18 protein-coding genes and 1 pseudogene are annotated in these 17,243 nt (G+C 61.5%); 11 read left to right on the plus strand and 8 right to left on the minus strand.

The genetic code is table 11. From position 1 onward, the window contains the following. Nucleotides 1-46 precede the first annotated feature (46 nt). Nucleotides 47-979 carry a pyridoxamine 5'-phosphate oxidase family protein gene (locus BOP96_RS12920; RefSeq protein ID WP_073452982.1) on the plus strand — a complete coding sequence of 311 codons (933 nt, stop codon included), beginning with the start codon at nucleotides 47-49 and terminating at the stop codon, nucleotides 977-979. Nucleotides 980-1,141: 162 nt separating this feature from the next. Here BOP96_RS12920 and BOP96_RS12925 read toward each other — a convergent pair whose 3' ends face one another. Beyond that, nucleotides 1,142-1,615 (minus strand): Sbal_3080 family lipoprotein, encoded by a 474-nt coding sequence (locus tag BOP96_RS12925; RefSeq protein WP_032874240.1) that lies wholly within the window; start codon nucleotides 1,613-1,615, stop codon nucleotides 1,142-1,144. A gap of 357 nt (nucleotides 1,616-1,972) precedes the next feature. Here BOP96_RS12925 and BOP96_RS12930 point away from each other — a divergent pair, with 357 nt between their 5' ends. The 5 genes from BOP96_RS12930 (at nucleotide 1,973) to BOP96_RS12950 (ending at nucleotide 4,862) form a co-directional block, all read left to right on the plus strand. After that, nucleotides 1,973-2,368: a RidA family protein gene (locus BOP96_RS12930; RefSeq protein ID WP_073452984.1), complete on the plus strand. Its 396-nt coding sequence runs from the start codon at nucleotides 1,973-1,975 to the stop codon at nucleotides 2,366-2,368. A gap of 172 nt (nucleotides 2,369-2,540) precedes the next feature. After that, nucleotides 2,541-3,203 carry a hypothetical protein gene (locus BOP96_RS12935; RefSeq protein ID WP_032874242.1) on the plus strand — a complete coding sequence of 221 codons (663 nt, stop codon included), beginning with the start codon at nucleotides 2,541-2,543 and terminating at the stop codon, nucleotides 3,201-3,203. Next, nucleotides 3,200-3,718, plus strand: coding sequence for a hypothetical protein (locus BOP96_RS12940; protein WP_003192421.1), 519 nt, complete (start codon nucleotides 3,200-3,202; stop codon nucleotides 3,716-3,718). Before BOP96_RS12935 ends, BOP96_RS12940 begins: the two co-directional genes overlap by 4 nt. Beyond that, entirely contained in the window at nucleotides 3,715-4,221 is a 507-nt protein-coding gene (locus BOP96_RS12945) for a hypothetical protein (RefSeq protein WP_073452986.1), read from the plus strand. Before BOP96_RS12940 ends, BOP96_RS12945 begins: the two co-directional genes overlap by 4 nt. 41 nt (nucleotides 4,222-4,262) lie before the next feature. Continuing rightward, nucleotides 4,263-4,862: a hypothetical protein gene (locus BOP96_RS12950; RefSeq protein ID WP_003192417.1), complete on the plus strand. Its 600-nt coding sequence runs from the start codon at nucleotides 4,263-4,265 to the stop codon at nucleotides 4,860-4,862. A gap of 23 nt (nucleotides 4,863-4,885) precedes the next feature. Here the strand turns inward: BOP96_RS12950 and BOP96_RS12955 are convergent, their stop codons facing one another. Then, nucleotides 4,886-6,373, minus strand: a complete 1,488-nt coding sequence (locus BOP96_RS12955) for an aldehyde dehydrogenase family protein (protein WP_072433822.1) — start codon at nucleotides 6,371-6,373, stop codon at nucleotides 4,886-4,888. Nucleotides 6,374-6,609: 236 nt separating this feature from the next. Between BOP96_RS12955 and BOP96_RS12960 the strand changes: the two genes are divergently transcribed. Both BOP96_RS12960 and BOP96_RS12965 read left to right on the plus strand, forming a co-directional pair. Then, the gene (locus tag BOP96_RS12960) at nucleotides 6,610-7,779 is read left to right on the plus strand and encodes a p-hydroxyphenylacetate 3-hydroxylase oxygenase component (RefSeq protein ID WP_032901980.1); all 1,170 of its coding nucleotides are present in this window, start codon (nucleotides 6,610-6,612) and stop codon (nucleotides 7,777-7,779) included. Nucleotides 7,780-7,835: 56 nt separating this feature from the next. Further along, a pseudogene (locus BOP96_RS12965) lies at nucleotides 7,836-8,309 on the plus strand (flavin reductase family protein); the annotation flags it as partial. A gap of 32 nt (nucleotides 8,310-8,341) precedes the next feature. On the opposite strand, the gene BOP96_RS12970 reads toward BOP96_RS12965, so the two are convergent. Beyond that, complete coding sequence (locus BOP96_RS12970; protein WP_073452988.1) at nucleotides 8,342-9,664, minus strand: hypothetical protein; 1,323 nt, start codon at nucleotides 9,662-9,664, stop codon at nucleotides 8,342-8,344. 217 nt (nucleotides 9,665-9,881) lie between these two features. Here BOP96_RS12970 and BOP96_RS12975 point away from each other — a divergent pair, with 217 nt between their 5' ends. From BOP96_RS12975 to feaR, 3 genes are all read left to right on the plus strand, one after another. Further along, complete coding sequence (locus BOP96_RS12975) at nucleotides 9,882-11,381, plus strand: APC family permease (protein WP_032901975.1); 1,500 nt, start codon at nucleotides 9,882-9,884, stop codon at nucleotides 11,379-11,381. Beyond that, nucleotides 11,344-11,910 (plus strand): DUF3156 family protein, encoded by a 567-nt coding sequence (locus BOP96_RS12980; RefSeq protein ID WP_032901972.1) that lies wholly within the window; start codon nucleotides 11,344-11,346, stop codon nucleotides 11,908-11,910. Before BOP96_RS12975 ends, BOP96_RS12980 begins: the two co-directional genes overlap by 38 nt. 113 nt (nucleotides 11,911-12,023) lie before the next feature. Then, a complete protein-coding gene (feaR, locus tag BOP96_RS12985; RefSeq protein ID WP_014719084.1) occupies nucleotides 12,024-12,965 on the plus strand; it encodes a transcriptional regulator FeaR in 942 nt (313 codons plus the stop codon). A gap of 131 nt (nucleotides 12,966-13,096) precedes the next feature. On the opposite strand, the gene BOP96_RS12990 is transcribed toward feaR, so the two are convergent. Genes BOP96_RS12990 through BOP96_RS13010 form a run of 5 tightly spaced genes read right to left on the minus strand, consistent with a single transcriptional unit; the run spans nucleotide 13,097 to nucleotide 17,168 of the window. Continuing rightward, entirely contained in the window at nucleotides 13,097-13,852 is a 756-nt protein-coding gene (locus tag BOP96_RS12990; protein ID WP_073452990.1) for an SDR family oxidoreductase, read from the minus strand. Further along, nucleotides 13,842-14,645 carry an SDR family NAD(P)-dependent oxidoreductase gene (locus BOP96_RS12995; protein WP_072433826.1) on the minus strand — a complete coding sequence of 268 codons (804 nt, stop codon included), beginning with the start codon at nucleotides 14,643-14,645 and terminating at the stop codon, nucleotides 13,842-13,844. The genes BOP96_RS12990 and BOP96_RS12995 overlap by 11 nt, the downstream gene beginning before the upstream one ends. Further along, nucleotides 14,638-15,459 carry a molybdenum cofactor biosynthesis F family protein gene (locus BOP96_RS13000; protein ID WP_073452992.1) on the minus strand — a complete coding sequence of 274 codons (822 nt, stop codon included), beginning with the start codon at nucleotides 15,457-15,459 and terminating at the stop codon, nucleotides 14,638-14,640. Before BOP96_RS13000 ends, BOP96_RS12995 begins: the two co-directional genes overlap by 8 nt. Before the next feature lie 13 nt (nucleotides 15,460-15,472). Then, nucleotides 15,473-15,838 (minus strand): cupin domain-containing protein, encoded by a 366-nt coding sequence (locus BOP96_RS13005; RefSeq protein WP_019821177.1) that lies wholly within the window; start codon nucleotides 15,836-15,838, stop codon nucleotides 15,473-15,475. Between the two features lie 31 nt (nucleotides 15,839-15,869). Then, nucleotides 15,870-17,168 (minus strand): NAD(P)/FAD-dependent oxidoreductase, encoded by a 1,299-nt coding sequence (locus BOP96_RS13010; protein ID WP_073452994.1) that lies wholly within the window; start codon nucleotides 17,166-17,168, stop codon nucleotides 15,870-15,872. Between the last annotated feature and the right edge of the window lie 75 nt (nucleotides 17,169-17,243).

Here is a 17,243-nt window from a genome sequence, read left to right on the forward strand (position 1 = left end):
GCGGTGTGGGTGCAGCATCTTCAGTATCTAACCGGAGGTGAGCGCCATGCACTCGATTGAACCAACCCCTTGGCATGTCGGCGAACGACACATGCAGGAAAGTGCCGGCGTCTCTGAACGCATGGCCATGATCGGGCCTAAGGTCATTCGTGATCATCTGCCTGAGCAGCACCGCGATTTTTATCCGCTGCTGCCGTACTTGATCGCGGGTGTGGTGGACGAACAAGGCATCCCCTGGGCAACGATGCTGGAAGGCGCTCCAGGGTTTGCGCATTCACCGGACCCACACACGCTGCAGATCGACAGCCTGCCCGCCAAAAGCGATCCCGCCTGGGCTGGGATAACGGATGGCGCGGCGATCGGCCTGCTGGGCATCGACCTCAACACCCGCCGCCGCAATCGCATGAATGGCCGGATCGGATCGCTTGAGGATGAGGGCTTTACTGTGGACGTAGTGCACACCTTCGGCAATTGCCCCAAGTACATCCAACTGCGGCCCGTCGCTGGCATTGCACGCAAACCCGGCAACCTGGCCGAGCGCAGCTGCCGCCTGGACGACGCCGCACAAGCACTGATCCGCCACGCCGACACTTTCTTCGTCGCCAGCTACGTCGAACTGCACGGCGAACGTTCGGTGGACGTCTCCCACCGAGGCGGCAATACGGGATTTGTGCGCGTGGAAGGTAACGTACTGACCATCCCGGATTTTTCCGGCAACCTGTTCTTCAACACCCTCGGCAACCTGCACGCCAACCCGGTGGCGGGGTTGTTGTTTGTTGATTTTGAGACGGGTGACGTGCTGCAAGTGGCCGGGCGTACTTCGTTGATCCTGAGCGGGCCGCAAGTAGCTGAGTTCGAAGGCGCGCAGCGCTTGTGGACGGTGACGGTGGAACATGTGGTCCGCCGCCCGGCAGCGTTGGCCTTGCGTTGGCAATTCGCTGAATTTTCACCGCACAGCCTGGCGATGGGCACCTGGTAGCCTGGCACGATAATGCCATGTAGGAGCGAGCTTGCTCGCGAAAAACGTCAACGATAACGCGTGCTTCCTGAGTAAGTGCGGCGCCTGTGGGTTTTTCGCGAGCAAGCTCGCTCCTACAGAAGGTGGTATGAAGTGTGGCGCAGGCAGGTGGATGAGCTCGCTCTAGGGAAGAAGGTCAGCCTGACGTCGAGTCATGCCGTAATCAGCATTGGGAAACAGCTGATTGGTCATCTCGATGATTTTGCTTTGCGCGTCGATGAACTTGCCCATTCGGGCGCCACCCGAAGTTGAGTCATACAACGCCTGTCCGACCCTTCGACCGTTCTCGAACACCTGAATATCGGCGAAGCTCATGTACAGCGCCATGTCCCAGCTCCATGTACCGATATAAGTGGTCGACAGCGCGCAACTGGCGGGCGGGGCGCCTGGCGGCAACTCGCGGGGTTGAAAGCCCTTACTGCGTAATTGAGCGGTGTAAGTCGTATTGAAGCCTTCACGCAAGCCTGCGGCGGGAATCATGCAGATTTCGGGCGAGTGAACAGTTGAGGAGGGAACGGGGGTGACGGTTTGCGTGATACTGCAGCCGGTGAGGGCGCCGCATACCAGTAAGCAAGCGAGGGTTGTTACCTGGTGCATAGCGACCTCCATGTCATAAGTAGTGGCTGGATGATAGCAGTGAAGTTCCAGCATGGATCACTATCTACTGAGACACAGCCGATCCAATGTGGGAGCTGTCGAGCTTTAGCGAGGCTGCGATGGCGGCGGCACTGTCAACATACTCATTGCCTGACCCACCGCTATCGCGGCCTCGCTAAAGCTCGACGGCTCCCACAGGGGAATGTCATTGCCTGGCGGGTTTGCGCGTTTTCATCAGGCCGCCGGGCACTCAAGGTTCAGCGCTTCACCCACGAACATGTTGCTGGATGTTGAACCATCATCCTTAGCGATTCCTTTGGGTTAGCCTTGTTTTCCTACTGACAACAAGGATTGGTCATGCAACGAAAGGTTATTAATCCCACGACGGTATTCAACTCCCTGCAGTACGGTTTCAGCCAGGCCATGGAAGTGCCAGAGGGCCGGCGAATCATGCTGTCGGGGCAGGTGGGGGTAGATGCTCAAGAGCACACGGTCGGCCCCGGCATCGCCGAACAGACCGCCGCAGCGTTGGACAATATCGAAAAGGTGCTGGCCGAGGTCGGTGGCGACCTGTCTCATGTGATCATGCTGCGGCTGTATACCGTCGAGTCTGCCCGTGAGCAGCAAGCGTCGATCGCCCATGCGCTACTTGAGCGCTTCCCGCACAACCCGCCACCGTCTTCGTGGATTATCGTCAGCGGGTTGTCGTTGCCGCAGTGGTTGATTGAGATTGAGGCGGAGGCGGTGATATGAGTGGCTTTCACCGAGCGCTGACAAATGCTGCTGATCATCTGTAGTCAAACCGCGATTCCCCCCGTACCATTCGCCCCCCTCGCAGTGACGCGAGGCGCAGCGCCAGGAAGGCTCATCCCATATTTTTCCTGACGCCTGCCGTTTATTTTTATGCCTGCGTTCAGGGTTCGATATGTCTCGCTTCTCTCGGCCTTTGGCCTTGTTCTTGATTACGGCAGCCCTGGCAGGTTGCGGTACTCAGTCTGCGTCGCTGGTTAGCCAGCCGTTGCAACCTGGCCCCCAGGACCCGGTCGCTTATGTAGTCGGATCAATCGGCCCGCAGAGCCTTAGCGCATCTCCTGCGCCTAATCAGCGTTTACTGTTTCGCAAGCGCGGTTCCGAGTTTGGCGCCGCAGCGATCTGGGTGGGCGTCGGTCGGCAAACACCTCAGGATGTGAAGGATGCGGCCGGTGCCGCCAGTGTATTCGTGTTGGCGCTCAAGCCTGGGGATTATGAGTTCTATGATTTTCAGTTTTTCTCCAGCAGTTATTCACCCCCTCTGGGGACGACCTACACCTCGGTGCAGGCGCGAGAGAAATTCAACCTGCCACTGCGCCTGAAGGCCGGCAACGCCTATTACCTCGGTGAATTTCGCTCGTTATGCCTTGGCGCTTCGCTGTGTGCCTTCCGCTGGCGCGACCAGCAAGCACGCGATGAGCCGCTAGCGCGGCACTCTGTTGCGGGCCTGCCGGCTCTGGAGTTGTTGCCGCTGGATTATCGCAGCGCCGCCCCTTATATCATCGCGCCGCTGCCATCCGGGGCGGGCCAGAACATCCTTCACGAGACACGCCCATGAACCGTTTTATTACGTTCAGCGCCCTGGCGCTGCTGACCGGGTGTGCAACCACCCATACGCTTCCTGAGCGTGCATTGCCGGATGGCAAGGAATATCTCAAGCCGATCCACGTCATGATCGATGACCCGCTTAATGCAGCACAAATTCGTAACCAATTGCGTGAGACTGGGGTGTTTCGCAGTGTCGAAAGCGGCCGGGGCAACGCGGACGATTACTCGGTGTGGGTGCGCTACAACGTTCAGCGTGATATGCCGCCTTTCCCGGTGGTACTGCTGAGCGCGGCAACTCTGTTTCTGCTGCCCCTGTCCGTGAGCATTGACACCACCACCGAGTTCTCCCTGCAGCACAATGGGAAGCAGCTCAAGCAGTACAGCTACCGCAACGTCACCCACAAATATTCCTGGCTGCTGGATGGCCCTGGCGGGATGGAGCTACAGAGCGGTCACCGTGTTGCACGGGCTTTTGCCGAAGATGTACAGCGCGACGGGCTGCTGCCCGAAGAGCACGCACAATGATCAGGACTGCGTTACTGGCCGCCGTGCTGTTGCTCGGTGGTTGCGGTACCGCCCTCAAACCGTTGGATTACAAGGCAGAGCGTGCCTACGTGCCGATGAGTGTCACGATGCCGTCGCCCGTGTCGAGGTTTGAACAGCAGACGCAACGCGAAGTTATCCAGTTGTTGCGTGACACAGGTGCCTTCAGTTTTATGGATGGCGGTTTCAGCAAGACGGGCTACAGCTTGTTGGTCGATCAACGCGGCGGTAAAGGGGCCGGTGCGCTCCCGGCGATACTTGGCGCGTTGACGCTGTTGACCGTGCCAGTGCCCTACACCTACGAGCGCCAGTTGCACGGCTCGCTGTTCAAGGACGGGCAACTGCTCAAAACCTATGCTTACAAGCGTGGTGGTTGGACAGCTACGACCTGGTACATCCCCATGACCGAGCCCCGCAGCGAAAGCGAGATGTTGAGCGAGTTGATGCGGGATCTGGAGCACGATCACTTGATTCCTTATCAGTGACAGTTGGTTATTTTAATTAGTGTTGATAGAGAGGTTCACGGATGAATTACGAATTGTTGTTTGGCTTGGATGTGCAACTGGGCTTTTTGGTGATGGCCTTTGTGTTGGTGATGGCGGTGATTGGCTTCATTCTGGACAAAGACACCACGCCGCAAGTTGTCGTGGCGACCGGCGTTGCGCTGATTTCGATTGCCGCGTGTGCCGTGGTCTCCATCGACGCATTCAATGGGCTGGCGCAGTCACTGCACGAAAAAGGCAAAATCAGCGGTGCTCTGTTTGACCAGGTGAAACACCGCTCCAACCTGTTCCTCTTTGTTTTCCCGTTTGTAACCGCCGCCATCGGCACGAACCTGATTTCCGACGTGTTGACCAAGAAATTGCATTATGAAAAATCCTTGGGCCCTGTGAATTTGTTGCAAGGGTGCTTGGAACTTATGAAAATTCTTTTCGGTTTGGTTATTTTTCCGTTTGTTGCAATTGGCTTGGCGCCCTTCGTGTTGGTCGATACGTGGAAGCGCCATGTCACCCGTTATATGGAAGGAGTTGGCGCAGTGAATCGTCATCTGCAACTCAAGATGCTGAAGGCCGACATCATTTCCAGGAACCTGTTTCGTGGCCCACCCGCCAAACCTGCGCCCTGATTCCGGTCGTCGGCACTCAGCCCTTAATACCGAACCATCACCGACTTAAGCTCGGTGTAGTCCTCAATGAACGCACTGCCAAACTCCCGCCCTAATCCCGAAGACCGGCTGCCACCAAACGGCACTGCCGGGTCGAGCAAGGTGTGCATGTTCACCCACAGGGTGCCGGCCTTGACGGCCGGGATCATGCGCAGGGCCTTGCCCAGGTCATTGGTCCACAGGCTGGCGCTCAACCCGTAGGCCCCGTGGTTCATCATGGTCAGTAGTTCGTCTTCATCGTCGTAGGGCAGGAAGGTGGCGATGGGGCCGAAGGTCTCTTCGTTGAGCAGGGTGTCGTGCAGGTGGTTGGCGAGGATCACGGTGGGTTCGACGTAGCAGCCGGGGCGGTCGATGAGGTGGCCACCGTGGATGATCGTGTTGTTTTCGGCGCGGGCCTGGTTGAAGTAGCCGAGCAGTTTTTGTTGGTGTTGCTGGTGGGTCACCGGGCCGAATTCGGTGTGTTCATCCAGGGGCGAGCCGATGGTCAGGCGGCTGAGACGCGCCTTGAGTTTTTCCAGCACGGCGTCGATTTGCGAGCGGTGCACGAAGAAACGTTCGGCCGCTGCGCAGATTTGCCCCGAGTGCAGGAAACCCGCTTCGATAATGCCATCCACCGCTTTGTCTACATCCATGTCGCGCAGGAAGCCGGCGGCGTTCTTGCCACCCAGTTCCAGGGTCGCGCGGGTCAGCCCGGCGCCCATGGCACTGCGGCCTACTGCAATACCGGTGGGCACTGAGCCGGTGAAGGACACCTTGTGCGTGCCGGGGTGTTCCACCAGCCCCTTGCCGACTTGGCCGCCGCCGGTCAGCACATTGAGCACCCCCGCCGGCAACCCGGCGTCGATGGCCAGTTCGGCGATGCGCAGCAGGGTCAGCGGTGTGAATTCGCTGGGCTTGATGATGATGCTGCAACCGGTCACCAGTGCCGAGGCGAGCTTCCAGATGGCGATCATGGTCGAGAAATTCCACGGCACAATGCCCACCACCACGCCCACCGGTTCGCGCAAGGTGAAGGCGGTGTAGCGCTCGCCATTGAACGAAGGCAGCGACGGCGTGAGGGTCTGGCCGCTGAGCTTGGTGGCCCAGCCTGCGTAGTAGCGCAGGAAGTGCGCGGCCTGGTCGACCTCAAAGGCGCGGGAAATCTGGATGATTTTTCCCGACTGGCAGGTTTCGATCTGCGCCAGTTCTTCGCGATGGTGTTCCAGCAGGTCGGCCAGTTTCAGCAGCACGTTGCCACGGATGGCGGGAGCGGTCTGGGACCACAGCTGGAAACCACGGTTGGCGCAAGCGACCGCGGCGTCGATATCCGCCAGGTCTGCGTCGGCCACGTCGGCGATCACCTGGCCGGTGGCGGGGTTGGTCACGCTCAGGCGTGCATCGGCGTGGCTGCGCACACTGGCGCCGTCGATAAACAGCCCATGACGGCGACGCAAAAAGGCTTCGACGTGAGGCAGCAGCGGGATATCGCTCATGGCAGGTTCCTGGCAGTTCACAAAAGAAACCCCGAGGTTAACCAACGCGCAGGTACGCGGCTTGACTGTGCCTGCCAGGTTTTATGCCTGTGCCTGCCGTGCCTGTGAAAAGTACAACCTTGCCTGCCGAACGTGCATGTTGTGCCGGCGCAAGCCGTTCGATACTGGCCCTGCATCCCGCGCCGTTCCACGATTCGGAGCGCCTGCCGGACTTCCAATAATAAGCAGGGCCGTCCATGAAAAAGCCAAACCCGCTCCTCGAAGACCTCAAGCCTCTTCTGCCTGCCATTGCCGCGAACGCCAGCCGTGCCGAACAGCTGCGCCAGGTGCCGGATGAGAATATCGCGCTGCTCAAAAGCATCGGCCTGCACCGCGCCTTCCAGCCCAAGGCATTCGGTGGCCTGGAACTGTCGCTGCCCGAATTCGCCGACTGCATCGCCTTGCTCGCCGGCAGTTGCGCCAGCACCGCCTGGGCCATGAGTTTGTTGTGTACCCACAGCCATCAACTGGCGCTGTTCTCGGCGCAGTTGCAGGAGGAGATCTGGGGCGCCAACCCGGATGCCACGGCCAGCAGCAGTATTGCGCCGTTCGGCCGGGTGACCGAGGGCGAGGGTGGCGTGTACTTCAGTGGCGAGATGGGCTGGAGCAGCGGCTGTGACCATGGCGAGTGGGCGATTGTCGGCTGCCGTCGCCAGAATGCCGAAGGTACCCAGGATTACTGCTTTGCCGTGCTGCCGCGCAGTGACTATCAGATCCGCGATGACTGGTTCGCGGCCGGCATGAAAGGCAGTGGCACCAAGACCCTGATCATCGACAACGCCTGGGTGCCTGAGCACCGGATCCAGAAGGCCAAGGACATGATGGAAGGCAAGTCCGCAGGCTTTGGTCTCTACCCAGACAGCCAGATTTTCTACGCGCCGTACCGGCCGTATTTCGCCAGTGGTTTTTCCACCGTCAGCCTCGGCGTGGCCGAGCGCATGCTGGAGGTGTTCCGCGAAAAAACCAAAAACCGTGTGCGCGCCTATACCGGTGCCGCCGTCGGCGCAGCGACCCCGGCGCTGATGCGCCTGGCCGAGTCCACCCACCAGGTGGCCGCTGCTCGGGCGTTTTTGGAGAAGACCTGGCAAGACCACGCCGAACACAGCGCCGCCCACCGCTACCCAGCGCGAGAAACCCTGGCGTTCTGGCGCACCAACCAGGCCTACGCCACCAAGATGTGCATCGAAGCGGTAGACCGCCTGTTCGCCGCCGCCGGTGGCAATGCCTGGTTCGAACACAACGAAATGCAGCGCCTGTTCCGCGATGCCCACATGACCGGCGCGCATGCCTACACCGACTATGACGTGTGCGCGCAAATCCTTGGCCGTGAGCTGATGGGCCTGGAACCCGACCCGAGCATGGTGTAGCTGCGTTTTCCCTACAACAATCAGGGCGGCCCATAGAGGCCACCCGGGAGTCTTGCATGTCTGACGTATTCGACCCACGGGCCTTTCGTCGCGCCTTGGGCAATTTTGCCACCGGCGTGACCGTGGTCACCGCCGCCACCGCCTCCGGGCGCAAGGTGGGCGTGACGGCCAACAGTTTCAACTCGGTGTCCCTCGACCCGCCGCTGGTGCTGTGGAGCATCGACAAACGCTCCAATAGCCATGCCGTGTTCGAGGAGGCCAGCCACTTTGCCGTGAATGTGTTGGCGGCGGACCAGGTGCATCTATCCAACAATTTCGCGCGCCCCCGTGAAGACCGCTTCGCCCTGATCGAATACGAGCCGGGGGAGGGAGGCTCGCCGGTATTCGCCGATTGCTCGGCGCGTTTTCACTGTGAGAAATACCAGCAGGTGGACGGCGGCGACCATTGGATCATGATCGGCAAGGTGGTGGCCTTTGATGATTTTGGCCGTGCGCCGCTGCTCTATCATCAGGGCGCCTATGCCGAGGTCCGGGCGCTGCCTCCGTGCGCGCCCGAGGCGGTTTAGAACGGCACGGCGACCACCAGTTGGCTGTAGACATTGGTGCCGTTGCCGCCGATCTGATTGCCGCCGTTTTCGGCTGATTTATTCGGTTTGTACAGGCCGAGCAGCGGCGTGATGATCAGGTGCTCGTTGACGGCCCATTCGGCATACAGGTCCAGTTCGCGGCCATCCAGGTTCAATTGGCCGCGGGTGCTGACGGTGTTGTAGTCGAAGAACAGCGCCCCAAGCGTGACGTTCTCCAGTGGCTTGACCTTGAGCGCCACGTGCTGCACGGCGGTGTTGCTGTTGAAGGGGCCGGAATAGTTGCCCGCTACTTCGCCCTGCACCCAGGTGCCGTAGCCACGGTTGAAGCCTGAGAACATGCCGTCCCAGTTCTTCGAATAACGGGCGTAGCGGTAGGTCAGGTCCGGTGACCACGGCAGGTTGGCGAAGGTGTAGCCGGCTTCGGCGTAACCGGCATTTTCCTGGCCATCGCGACGGCTTTGGCGCGCCAGTTCGAAGGCGAAGTGCGCGTTGTCGATACCGGCATTGCCGGTGCCGCGCAGGCTGTAGAGGTTCATGCCTTTGCGCTGGCGCTGCAGGTCGGTGGCGAAGCGCTCATCCACGTCGATGCCGTGAATATAGGTCAACCCCAGGGTGCCCGGCGCGGCACTGTATTCCAGGGTACCGGCGGCCATTTCGGTGAGGGCCTGGGCGCGGTTGTCGGATTTGATCCACATCAGGCTGCCATGCACGCCGTCCTTGCCACCCAGGCGAATCACCGCCGTCTTATCGAAGGCATGGCGTGCGGCGATGTAGTAGGCGCCGCCGCGATTGAACTCGCCGTCGCCCACACCGTTGCCCAGGTTGGGGCCGTCGTCGTTAAGGATAAAACCGTCGCCCAACATGATGATCTGGCGGCCAAACGACAGGTCCACACCGTCCTTGCCCAAAACCGGGAACAGCTCCCCGGACCGCCAGCCGGCGAAGGCTTCGTCAAACTTGGTGGTGCGCTCGGTGCCGTTGGTCAACCCGGATGCGTCGCCATCGCCCCAGGTACCGGAACTCACCAGGTTGGCCGTGCCATACACACCGCCCAGGTTGCCCAGGCGCTGTTCGACGCTCAGGCCGTACTTGATGAACGCCTCACGCCAAGTGGAGCCGTCGCGGCGCCCATCGTAGTTCTTCGGGCTATTGAACATACCGTACACGGCGAGGAAGTTGCCGGTGACCTGAGTGTCGGCGTCGGCATACAACTCGATGGCCTGCGCCTGGCCCACCAGCAGTGCCACGCCCAGGCCGACCGTCTGGCGCAGGCGGCGGTTTTTCAGTGTGTGCTCCATTGTTATTGACCCCATCTTGGTTAAGAGTGAGGGCGCATTAGGGCGAGCGGTATGAGGCCAAGTCTTTTCCCTGCGTGCCAGGCAATTGACTCTGGCCGCCAGGCCACACGCCGTGGCAGGCAGCAACAAAACCGGCGGCAGACAGGGGCAAGACGATCAACGGGAGTGGGGCGCAGAGTGCCGACACATTAAAAAAAACCGCTTCGAGGACCCCTCCATGTCGATCAACGACCGACTCACCGCACACCTCAACCGGGGCACGGTAGGTTTTCCCACTGCGTTGGCCAGCACCATCGGCCTGATCATGGCCAGCCCGGTGATCCTCACCGCCACCATGGGTTTCGGCATCGGCGGCAGCGCCTTTGCCCTGGCGATGCTGCTCGCCGTGGTGATGATGCTGGCCCAGGCCACCACCTTCGCCGAGGCCGCGTCGATACTGCCTACCACCGGTTCGGTGTACGACTACATCAACTGTGGCATGGGTAGGTTCTTTGCGATCACCGGGACCTTGTCGGCCTACCTGATCGTGCATGTGTTCGCCGGCACCGCCGAAACTATCCTCGCCGGGGTCATGGCCCTGGTGAACTTCGAACACCTCAATACCCTGGCAGAGTCGGCCGGCGGCTCGTGGTTGCTGGGCGTCGGTTTCGTACTGGTGTTCGGCGTGCTGAATGCTTTTGGCGTCAGCGCATTTGGCCGCGCCGAGATCATCCTGACCTTCGGCATGTGGACCACCCTGATGGTGTTCGGCGTACTGGGCCTGATCGCCGCGCCGGCGGTGCAGTTGGAGGGCTGGTTCGGCGAGTCGTTGGTGGGCACCGACCTGGTTACCGTGCTGTCGCTGGTGGGCATGGCGATGTTCATGTTCGTGGGCTGCGAGTTCGTCACCCCGCTGGCGCCGGACCTGCGCCAATCGGCCAAGGTGATGCCACGGGCGATGATGCTCGGGCTGATGGGCGTGGCCACCTGCATGTTCATCTATGGCGCGGCGATGAAACGCCAGGTGGAGAACGTGGTGCTCGACGCAGCTTCGGGGGTGCACCTGTTGGACACACCCATGGCCATCCCCCGGTTTGCCGAACAGGTAATGGGGCAGATAGGCCCGTTGTGGCTGGGCATCGGTTTTCTGTTCGCTGGCGCTGCGACCATCAATACCCTGATGGCCGGCGTGCCGCGCATTCTCTACGGCATGGCAGTGGATGGCGCCCTGCCCAAGGTGTTCACCTACCTGCATCCGCGCTTCAAGACGCCGCTGTTGTGCATCCTGGTGGCCATGTTGATCCCGTGCCTGCACGCGCTGTACCTGGGCGGCAACACCGACAACATCATGCACCTGGTGCTGGCGGCGGTGTGTGCCTGGAGTTTCGCTTACCTGTTGGTGACGCTGTCGGTGGTGATCCTGCGCATTCGGCGTCCGGACTTGCCCCGCGCCTATCGCTCGCCGTGGTTCCCGCTGCCGCAGATCGTCTCCAGCATCGGCATTCTGTTGGGCATGTGGTTTATCACCCCGCCCGGCATGAACCCGGCGGACATCTACGTGCCGTTTGGCGTGATGCTCGGCGTGACGGCCACCTACGCGCTGTTCTGGACCCTGGTGGTGCAGAAGGTCAACCCCTTCAAGCCCGCCTGCGTAGAGGAGGTGTTGGCCAAGGAATTCAATCACGAACCGGGGCACGCCCATGCAAGTTATAGCGACCTTGCGGCAAAAACTGTTTGAGCTGTTTCGTGCTGACCGCGCACCCAGTGGGTATCGGCCGGGGGTGACCCTGGCCCACCTGCGGCGTGATCTGGGCCTGGCAACCCTTGAAGTGGACGGTGTGGCCTTCGAAATTGTCGAGCGCACCGAGTCGCAGTTGTTGATGCACCTGGTGCTGACCGAATATGTCCTGCGCGCTCCTGCGGCAGCGGGTGGCGCTGGCAGCTTCGAAGTGCACCATGGCGGCGCGATCCGTCGCAGCGGCATTCATGTGCGGCGCCGCTCTGGCAATCAGGCACTGGGCCGTGAGTTGCAGGCGCGTCTGCTGGCTGACAGCACGTTGTTCCAAGCGTTAATGCCGCTGGATTTCAAGCGCCTGCGCATCGAGCTGCACGACCAGCAATGGTGCGTTCGCCTGGAGCATATGGGCGGCAGCGAGGTGGTCAACCGCATGCCGGCGTTTCGGCGCTACATTGCGCTAAGCCGTGCACAACGCGAGCATCTGCTCGCCACATTGGTCGGCCTGCACAGGGTACTGTCGAATCTCTGATTGGCACCATTAGTGCTTCTGCAAAGGGCAAACAGGTTGTTGTTGCGTGCATATAGATAACATGTTAACTATTGCGCAGAACAACAAGAATAACGCCACTGCGGAGACACCCCATGAGCATCCCACAGCATGCACCCGACGGGCTCGACAGCTGGAACCGCGAACTGCGCGCCGCGTGCGGCCACTTCGATACTCAGCTGGCTTTCAACCGGTCGCTGTTTATTGGCGAGATCCACAACCTGTCGCGTGGCTTGGCCATCCTGCGCACCAACGCCGGGCTGATCAAACGCCCGACGCACCAAGCCGACCATGACAACGACCAGGAATGTTTCCTGGTCAGCCAGCGCAGCGGCTACTCCCAGATCACCCAAAACGACCAGACCGTACAACTGGCCCCCGGAGAAATGCTGTTGATGGACTCGGTGGGCTCCATCGAAATCACCCCCTTCGGCCTGATCGAACACGCCTCGTTGTCCCTGTCGCGCAGTGCGGTGTGCAAGCACCTGGGTGGCCAGGCACGGGCCTTCGGCAAGATCTCCTCGACCAAAGCCTGCGGGCGCATGCTGCATGTGCTGATGGACCAACTGTGCAAGGACGATACCGACGAAGACGCCACGCAAGTGGAAGCGCTGCAAGCGGCCTTCGTCTCGCTGTTGGGGTCGGCGTTGGAGCAGGGCGATGAGTGTCGCGAGGGCGTTGCTGCGTTGCACGGCAATAACCTGCGCAGCTATGTACAAAAGGTCATCGATGAGTCCCTGAGCCAGCCAGGCCTGAGCCCGATCGGCCTGGCCAACCGCCTGAATATTTCGGTGCGGCATCTGTACCGTCTGTTTGAAGAACAGGACGACAGCGTCTGCCGCTATATCCAGCGCGCACGGCTCAAGCGCAGTGCGGATGACTTGACCAACCCGTTCCTGCGCAGTGAGTCGATCACCTCGATTGCGTACAAATGGGGCTTTACCGACTCGGCGCATTTCAGTCGGTCGTTCAAGAAGCAGTTCGAGGTGTCGCCCAAGGAGTTTCGTTCCAGCCGGTTGCAGGCGGTGGGGGCATAAACAGCTCCTCGTGATCGTTCCCACGCTCTGCGTGGGAACGCCGCCCCGGACGCTCCGCGTCCCGCTCCAGAAGTCGTGACGCGAAGCGTCACAGGATGCATTCCCACGCAGAGCGTGGGAACGATCGGGTTTCAGATTTCGGGCAGCGTCGCGCCACCGTCCACCACCAGCGTCTGCCCGGTGATATAGCCCGCCAGGTCAGAGGCCAGAAACACCATCGCCCCGGCAATATCCGCCGCCGCGCCCAGGCGCCCCAGCGGCACACGGCGGGCGATGCTGTCATTCACGGCCGCATCGCCCAGGTTATCCATCGCCGGAGTGGCGATCATGCCGGGCTCCACGCCGTTGACCCGCACATTCAACGGCGCCAGCTCCAGCGCGGCATTGCGGATAAACCCATTCACCCCGGCCTTGGACGCCGCATAGTGGCTCAGCCCCGGGTAACCCACCCGGTTGCCGGTGACTGAAGACGTCACCAGCACGCAGCCCCGGCCTTGCTCGCGAAACCTCGGCAACGCCGCCTGGGTCAGCCAGAACAGCGCCGACAGGTTCACCGCCAGGGTGCGCTCCAGGATCGTTGGGGTGATGTCGGCAAAGGCGGTCAGCGGAAAGTACCCGGCGTTGTGCACCAGTACATCCAGTTGCGCCAAGCCTTGGACGCAAGCAAACACCGCTTTGGCATCCGCCAGGTCAACGCCAACGGCTTCAACTTGATGCCCCCGTGCGCACAACCGGGCAGCCACGGCTTCAGCCTGTTCAAGCAGACGGTCAGCAATCACCACCCGCGCACCGCGTTGGGCAAAGGCCTGGACGATGCCCAGGCCAATGCCCTGGGCGCCGCCGGTGACCAGCACGACCTGGCCGCTGAAATCCAGGTCATTCGTCATGGGCAGGCTCCAGGCGCGTAAACGCCAGCGTCGGCACGTCGACGATGCTGGCCCCACCGTCCGCCACCAACGTGGCGCCGGTAATGATCGAGGCGTCGTCGCTGGCCAGGAAGCGGCACACCTTGGCGATCTCGTCGGCACGGGCGGCGCGCCGCAGCGGGACATCGGCACACACCCGTGCATAGGCCTGCTGCAAGCTCTCGCCGTACGCCTCCATCAAAGGCCGCATCTCCGCGTCGGCCATCGGCGTGTGCACCCAGCCTGGGCACACCGCGTTCACCCGCACGCCATGGGGGCCATAATCACGGGCCAGCGAGCGGTTGAGCCCGAGCAGCGCATGCTTGGCGGTGGTGTAGCCACACACCTCGGGGCCTGCCGCCAATGAAGCGATGGAACCGATCAGCACCATGTTCCCGGCGCTTTCCTGCAACAGCGGCAGGCAGGCGCGGGCGCTGTAGAACGCACTGTCGAGGTTGCTGCGCAGCGCGCCTTCCCAGGTGGCCGGGCTGGTCTGGGTCGCGCTGCCTAGCCCGTGGCCACCGGCACAGGCCAGCAGCACATCGAGGCGCCCGAAGTGGCTGCGGATTTGCTGGATAAAGCCGTCCCAGGTGTCCGGGCAGGCGGCATCGCCCACCAGGATCAGCCCGCCGGTGTCCTGCGCCACCTGTTCCAGGGGCTCACGACGCCGACCGATCAGCACCAGCCGTGCGCCTTCCTGTGCGTACAAGCGTGCGCAGGCAGCGCCGATGCCGGTGCCGGCCCCGGTGATCACCACCGTGCGCGGCTCAGTCACGGGGATACTCCGTGCGGTTGAGCACCTGGCAATAGGAACTGATCGGGAAGTTCGACAGCGCGTCGAAGGACGCCCCGGCATAGCCGAAGATCTTGCCGTCGCTGCGGTGCTGTTGCAGGTCGATCAGCACCAGGCCGAGGGTCGGTACGATCTTCTCCTGCCACACGAACAGGTACAGCTGTTCGGCGATCTTGTAGTAATGGCAGCGGTCGGTGTCGCACAAGCCTTTCTCCACGCCCTCAAGGCATTGCCAGGCGTAGAACCGAGGGTTGAGGTAGATGTGCTCGTAGACCTCGCTGGGGCTGTAGCGATAGTGGTTGCGCAGGCCGACCAACTCGTCGGTGGGGGCGTGCAGGCAGTGGCCATCCTGCCACGGCCGGTCGAGGCTGCCGTGGAGGAAGTCGACCTGTACCGAGGTCAGCGGTTTGCCGGCCAGGGCGCGGTGGTAGAGGCCTTCGTGGGTCTTTGCTGGTTCCGGCATACGGCCAATCACCGCGGTAAAGGAGGCATTTGGTGTGTCCAGCACCAGGCTGATCGACCAGCTTTGCCCGGCCTCGTGCTTGATAAAGTCCACCAGGTACAGGCCCGGGCGAATCGAGCTGGCGCGGTAGGCGGCGCTGCCGCTGGAGTGGCCATCGGCGGCGTGCCAGGCCAGGCGCTCCTGTTCGAAGCGGTGTTCGATCTGCCAGCCATTGGCAAAGTGCAGGGTGAAGGTCTGGCCGGCCAGGTCGGCCAGGTTCGGCAGGATGAACGCCTCGGGTGCAAACCCCTCAGCCAGGACGCCCACGGTGATCCAGTCAGATGAATTCGACATGGCAACGCCTCCCTTACACGACGGCGAAGTAGTGTTTGACGAAACTCTCGCTGACCACTTCCCACAGCACCGGCGTGCCCTTGGTCACGAACCAGCTGTCACCGGCCTTGTAGCGGGTGGATTGGCCGGTGGACTCGTCGGTCAGCACCACTTCGCCGGTCACTACTGTGGCTTGCTCGGCGAAGGGGTAGACCATGCGGAACTTGCCCTGGGTCGTGCCGAAGTACGCACTGCTGACCGCATCGGTGGGCGCGCCAAAGGTCATCTTGCCGAAGGCGCGGACGTCGCCTTCAAGGATTTGCGAGCCGAGGTCGGCCACGGTGCCCCAGGCGTCGAGTTCCGACAGCTGGACGTTGTGTTTCAGGGCGGTAAGAGGCATGGCAGTGGTTCCTGTGAGTGAGAAAAGAGGGTTAGCGGCGCCCATTCCAGTAGCCGGAAAGTTGGTGCCAGGATTTGCCCGCCGTCAGCAGCAGGGGGCGAATCGCGTCCTTGCCGATGATGGTGGGGCGGTGAATCGAGCTGACCAGGTCATAACGCGCCGAGCCTTCGCTCATGCCTTCGGCCAGTACCTTGCAGATGATGTGGCTGGGCGTGACGCCAAAGCCGGAATAGCCCTGCACGAAAAACGCATTGCTGCGCCCCGGCAAGGTGCCCACTTGCGGGAACAGGTTCGGGCTGCACGCCATCGGGCCGCCCCAGGCCAAGTCGATTTTCACGTCCTTGAGGTAGGGGAAAATCTTCAGCATCAGGTGACGGTTCCAGGCTTTCAGGTCGCCGGGAATGTGCTCCACCAAAGGCGTTGCGGCGCCGAACAGCAGGCGGTTCTCGTTGGTGACGCGGTAGTAGTCGATCACTGGGCGGATGTCGCTGTAGGCCCCACGGATTGGGCTGATGCGCTGGATCAACTCCTCGGACAACGGCTCGGTCATCATCTGGAACGCGTAGGTGTTGATGGTCGAGCGGTGCAGTTCTGGCTCCAGCTTGTTGAGAAAGCTGTCACAGGCCCACAGCAACTTGCTGGCGCGTACCGAACCGCGACCGGTGCGCACGGTGATGCGCTCGCCGTAGCTGACTTCCAGCGCCGGGCTGTTTTCGAAGATCTTCACGCCATGGCTGGCCAGTGCGGTAGCTTCGCCCAGCAACAGGTTCAGCGAATGCACATGCCCGCCACCCATGTGCAACAGGGCGCTGGTGTAGGCGGTGGAGCCGATGATCTGCTGCACATCGGAGCCGGCGAGAAAGCGGATTTCGTGCTGGCTGTTGATCGACTTGAAGTCTTTCTCCCAGGCGCGCAGGGTTTTTTCCTGGCGGGCGTTGAAGCCCATATAGCCGTAGCCGTGGCAAAAGTCCGCGTCGATGTTGTACTTGGCGATGCGGTTCTTGATGATGTCGGCGCCCAGGTCGCTGATCTCGAACACTTGGCGCAGCCCGTCTTCGCCCACGTCCTTCTTGATCTTCTCCAGGTCATGGCCGATGCCCGCCATGATCTGCCCACCGTTGCGGCCCGTGCCGCCAAAGCCCAGGTAGCGCGCTTCGAGCACCACAATGTTAGTGATGCCTTTTTCCGCCAGCTCAAGGGCCGTGTTGATCCCGGAAAAGCCGCCACCGATGACCACGACGTCTGCGTCGATATCCTGTTCCAGGGTGGGGAAGCTGAGGTTGTATTTCTTGGTGGCGGTGTAGTACGTGGGGGTTTCGATGTTGATCATGGCGCAGCCTGAGAAAGTGAAGGAAGGCGCTAAAGCGGATGCCTCCATTAGGGCCCCTGGCGGGCTGGAAGTCTT

The organism is Pseudomonas sp. FSL W5-0203, assembly GCF_001896155.1.
Classification (GTDB): Bacteria; Pseudomonadota; Gammaproteobacteria; order Pseudomonadales; family Pseudomonadaceae; genus Aquipseudomonas; species Aquipseudomonas paracarnis.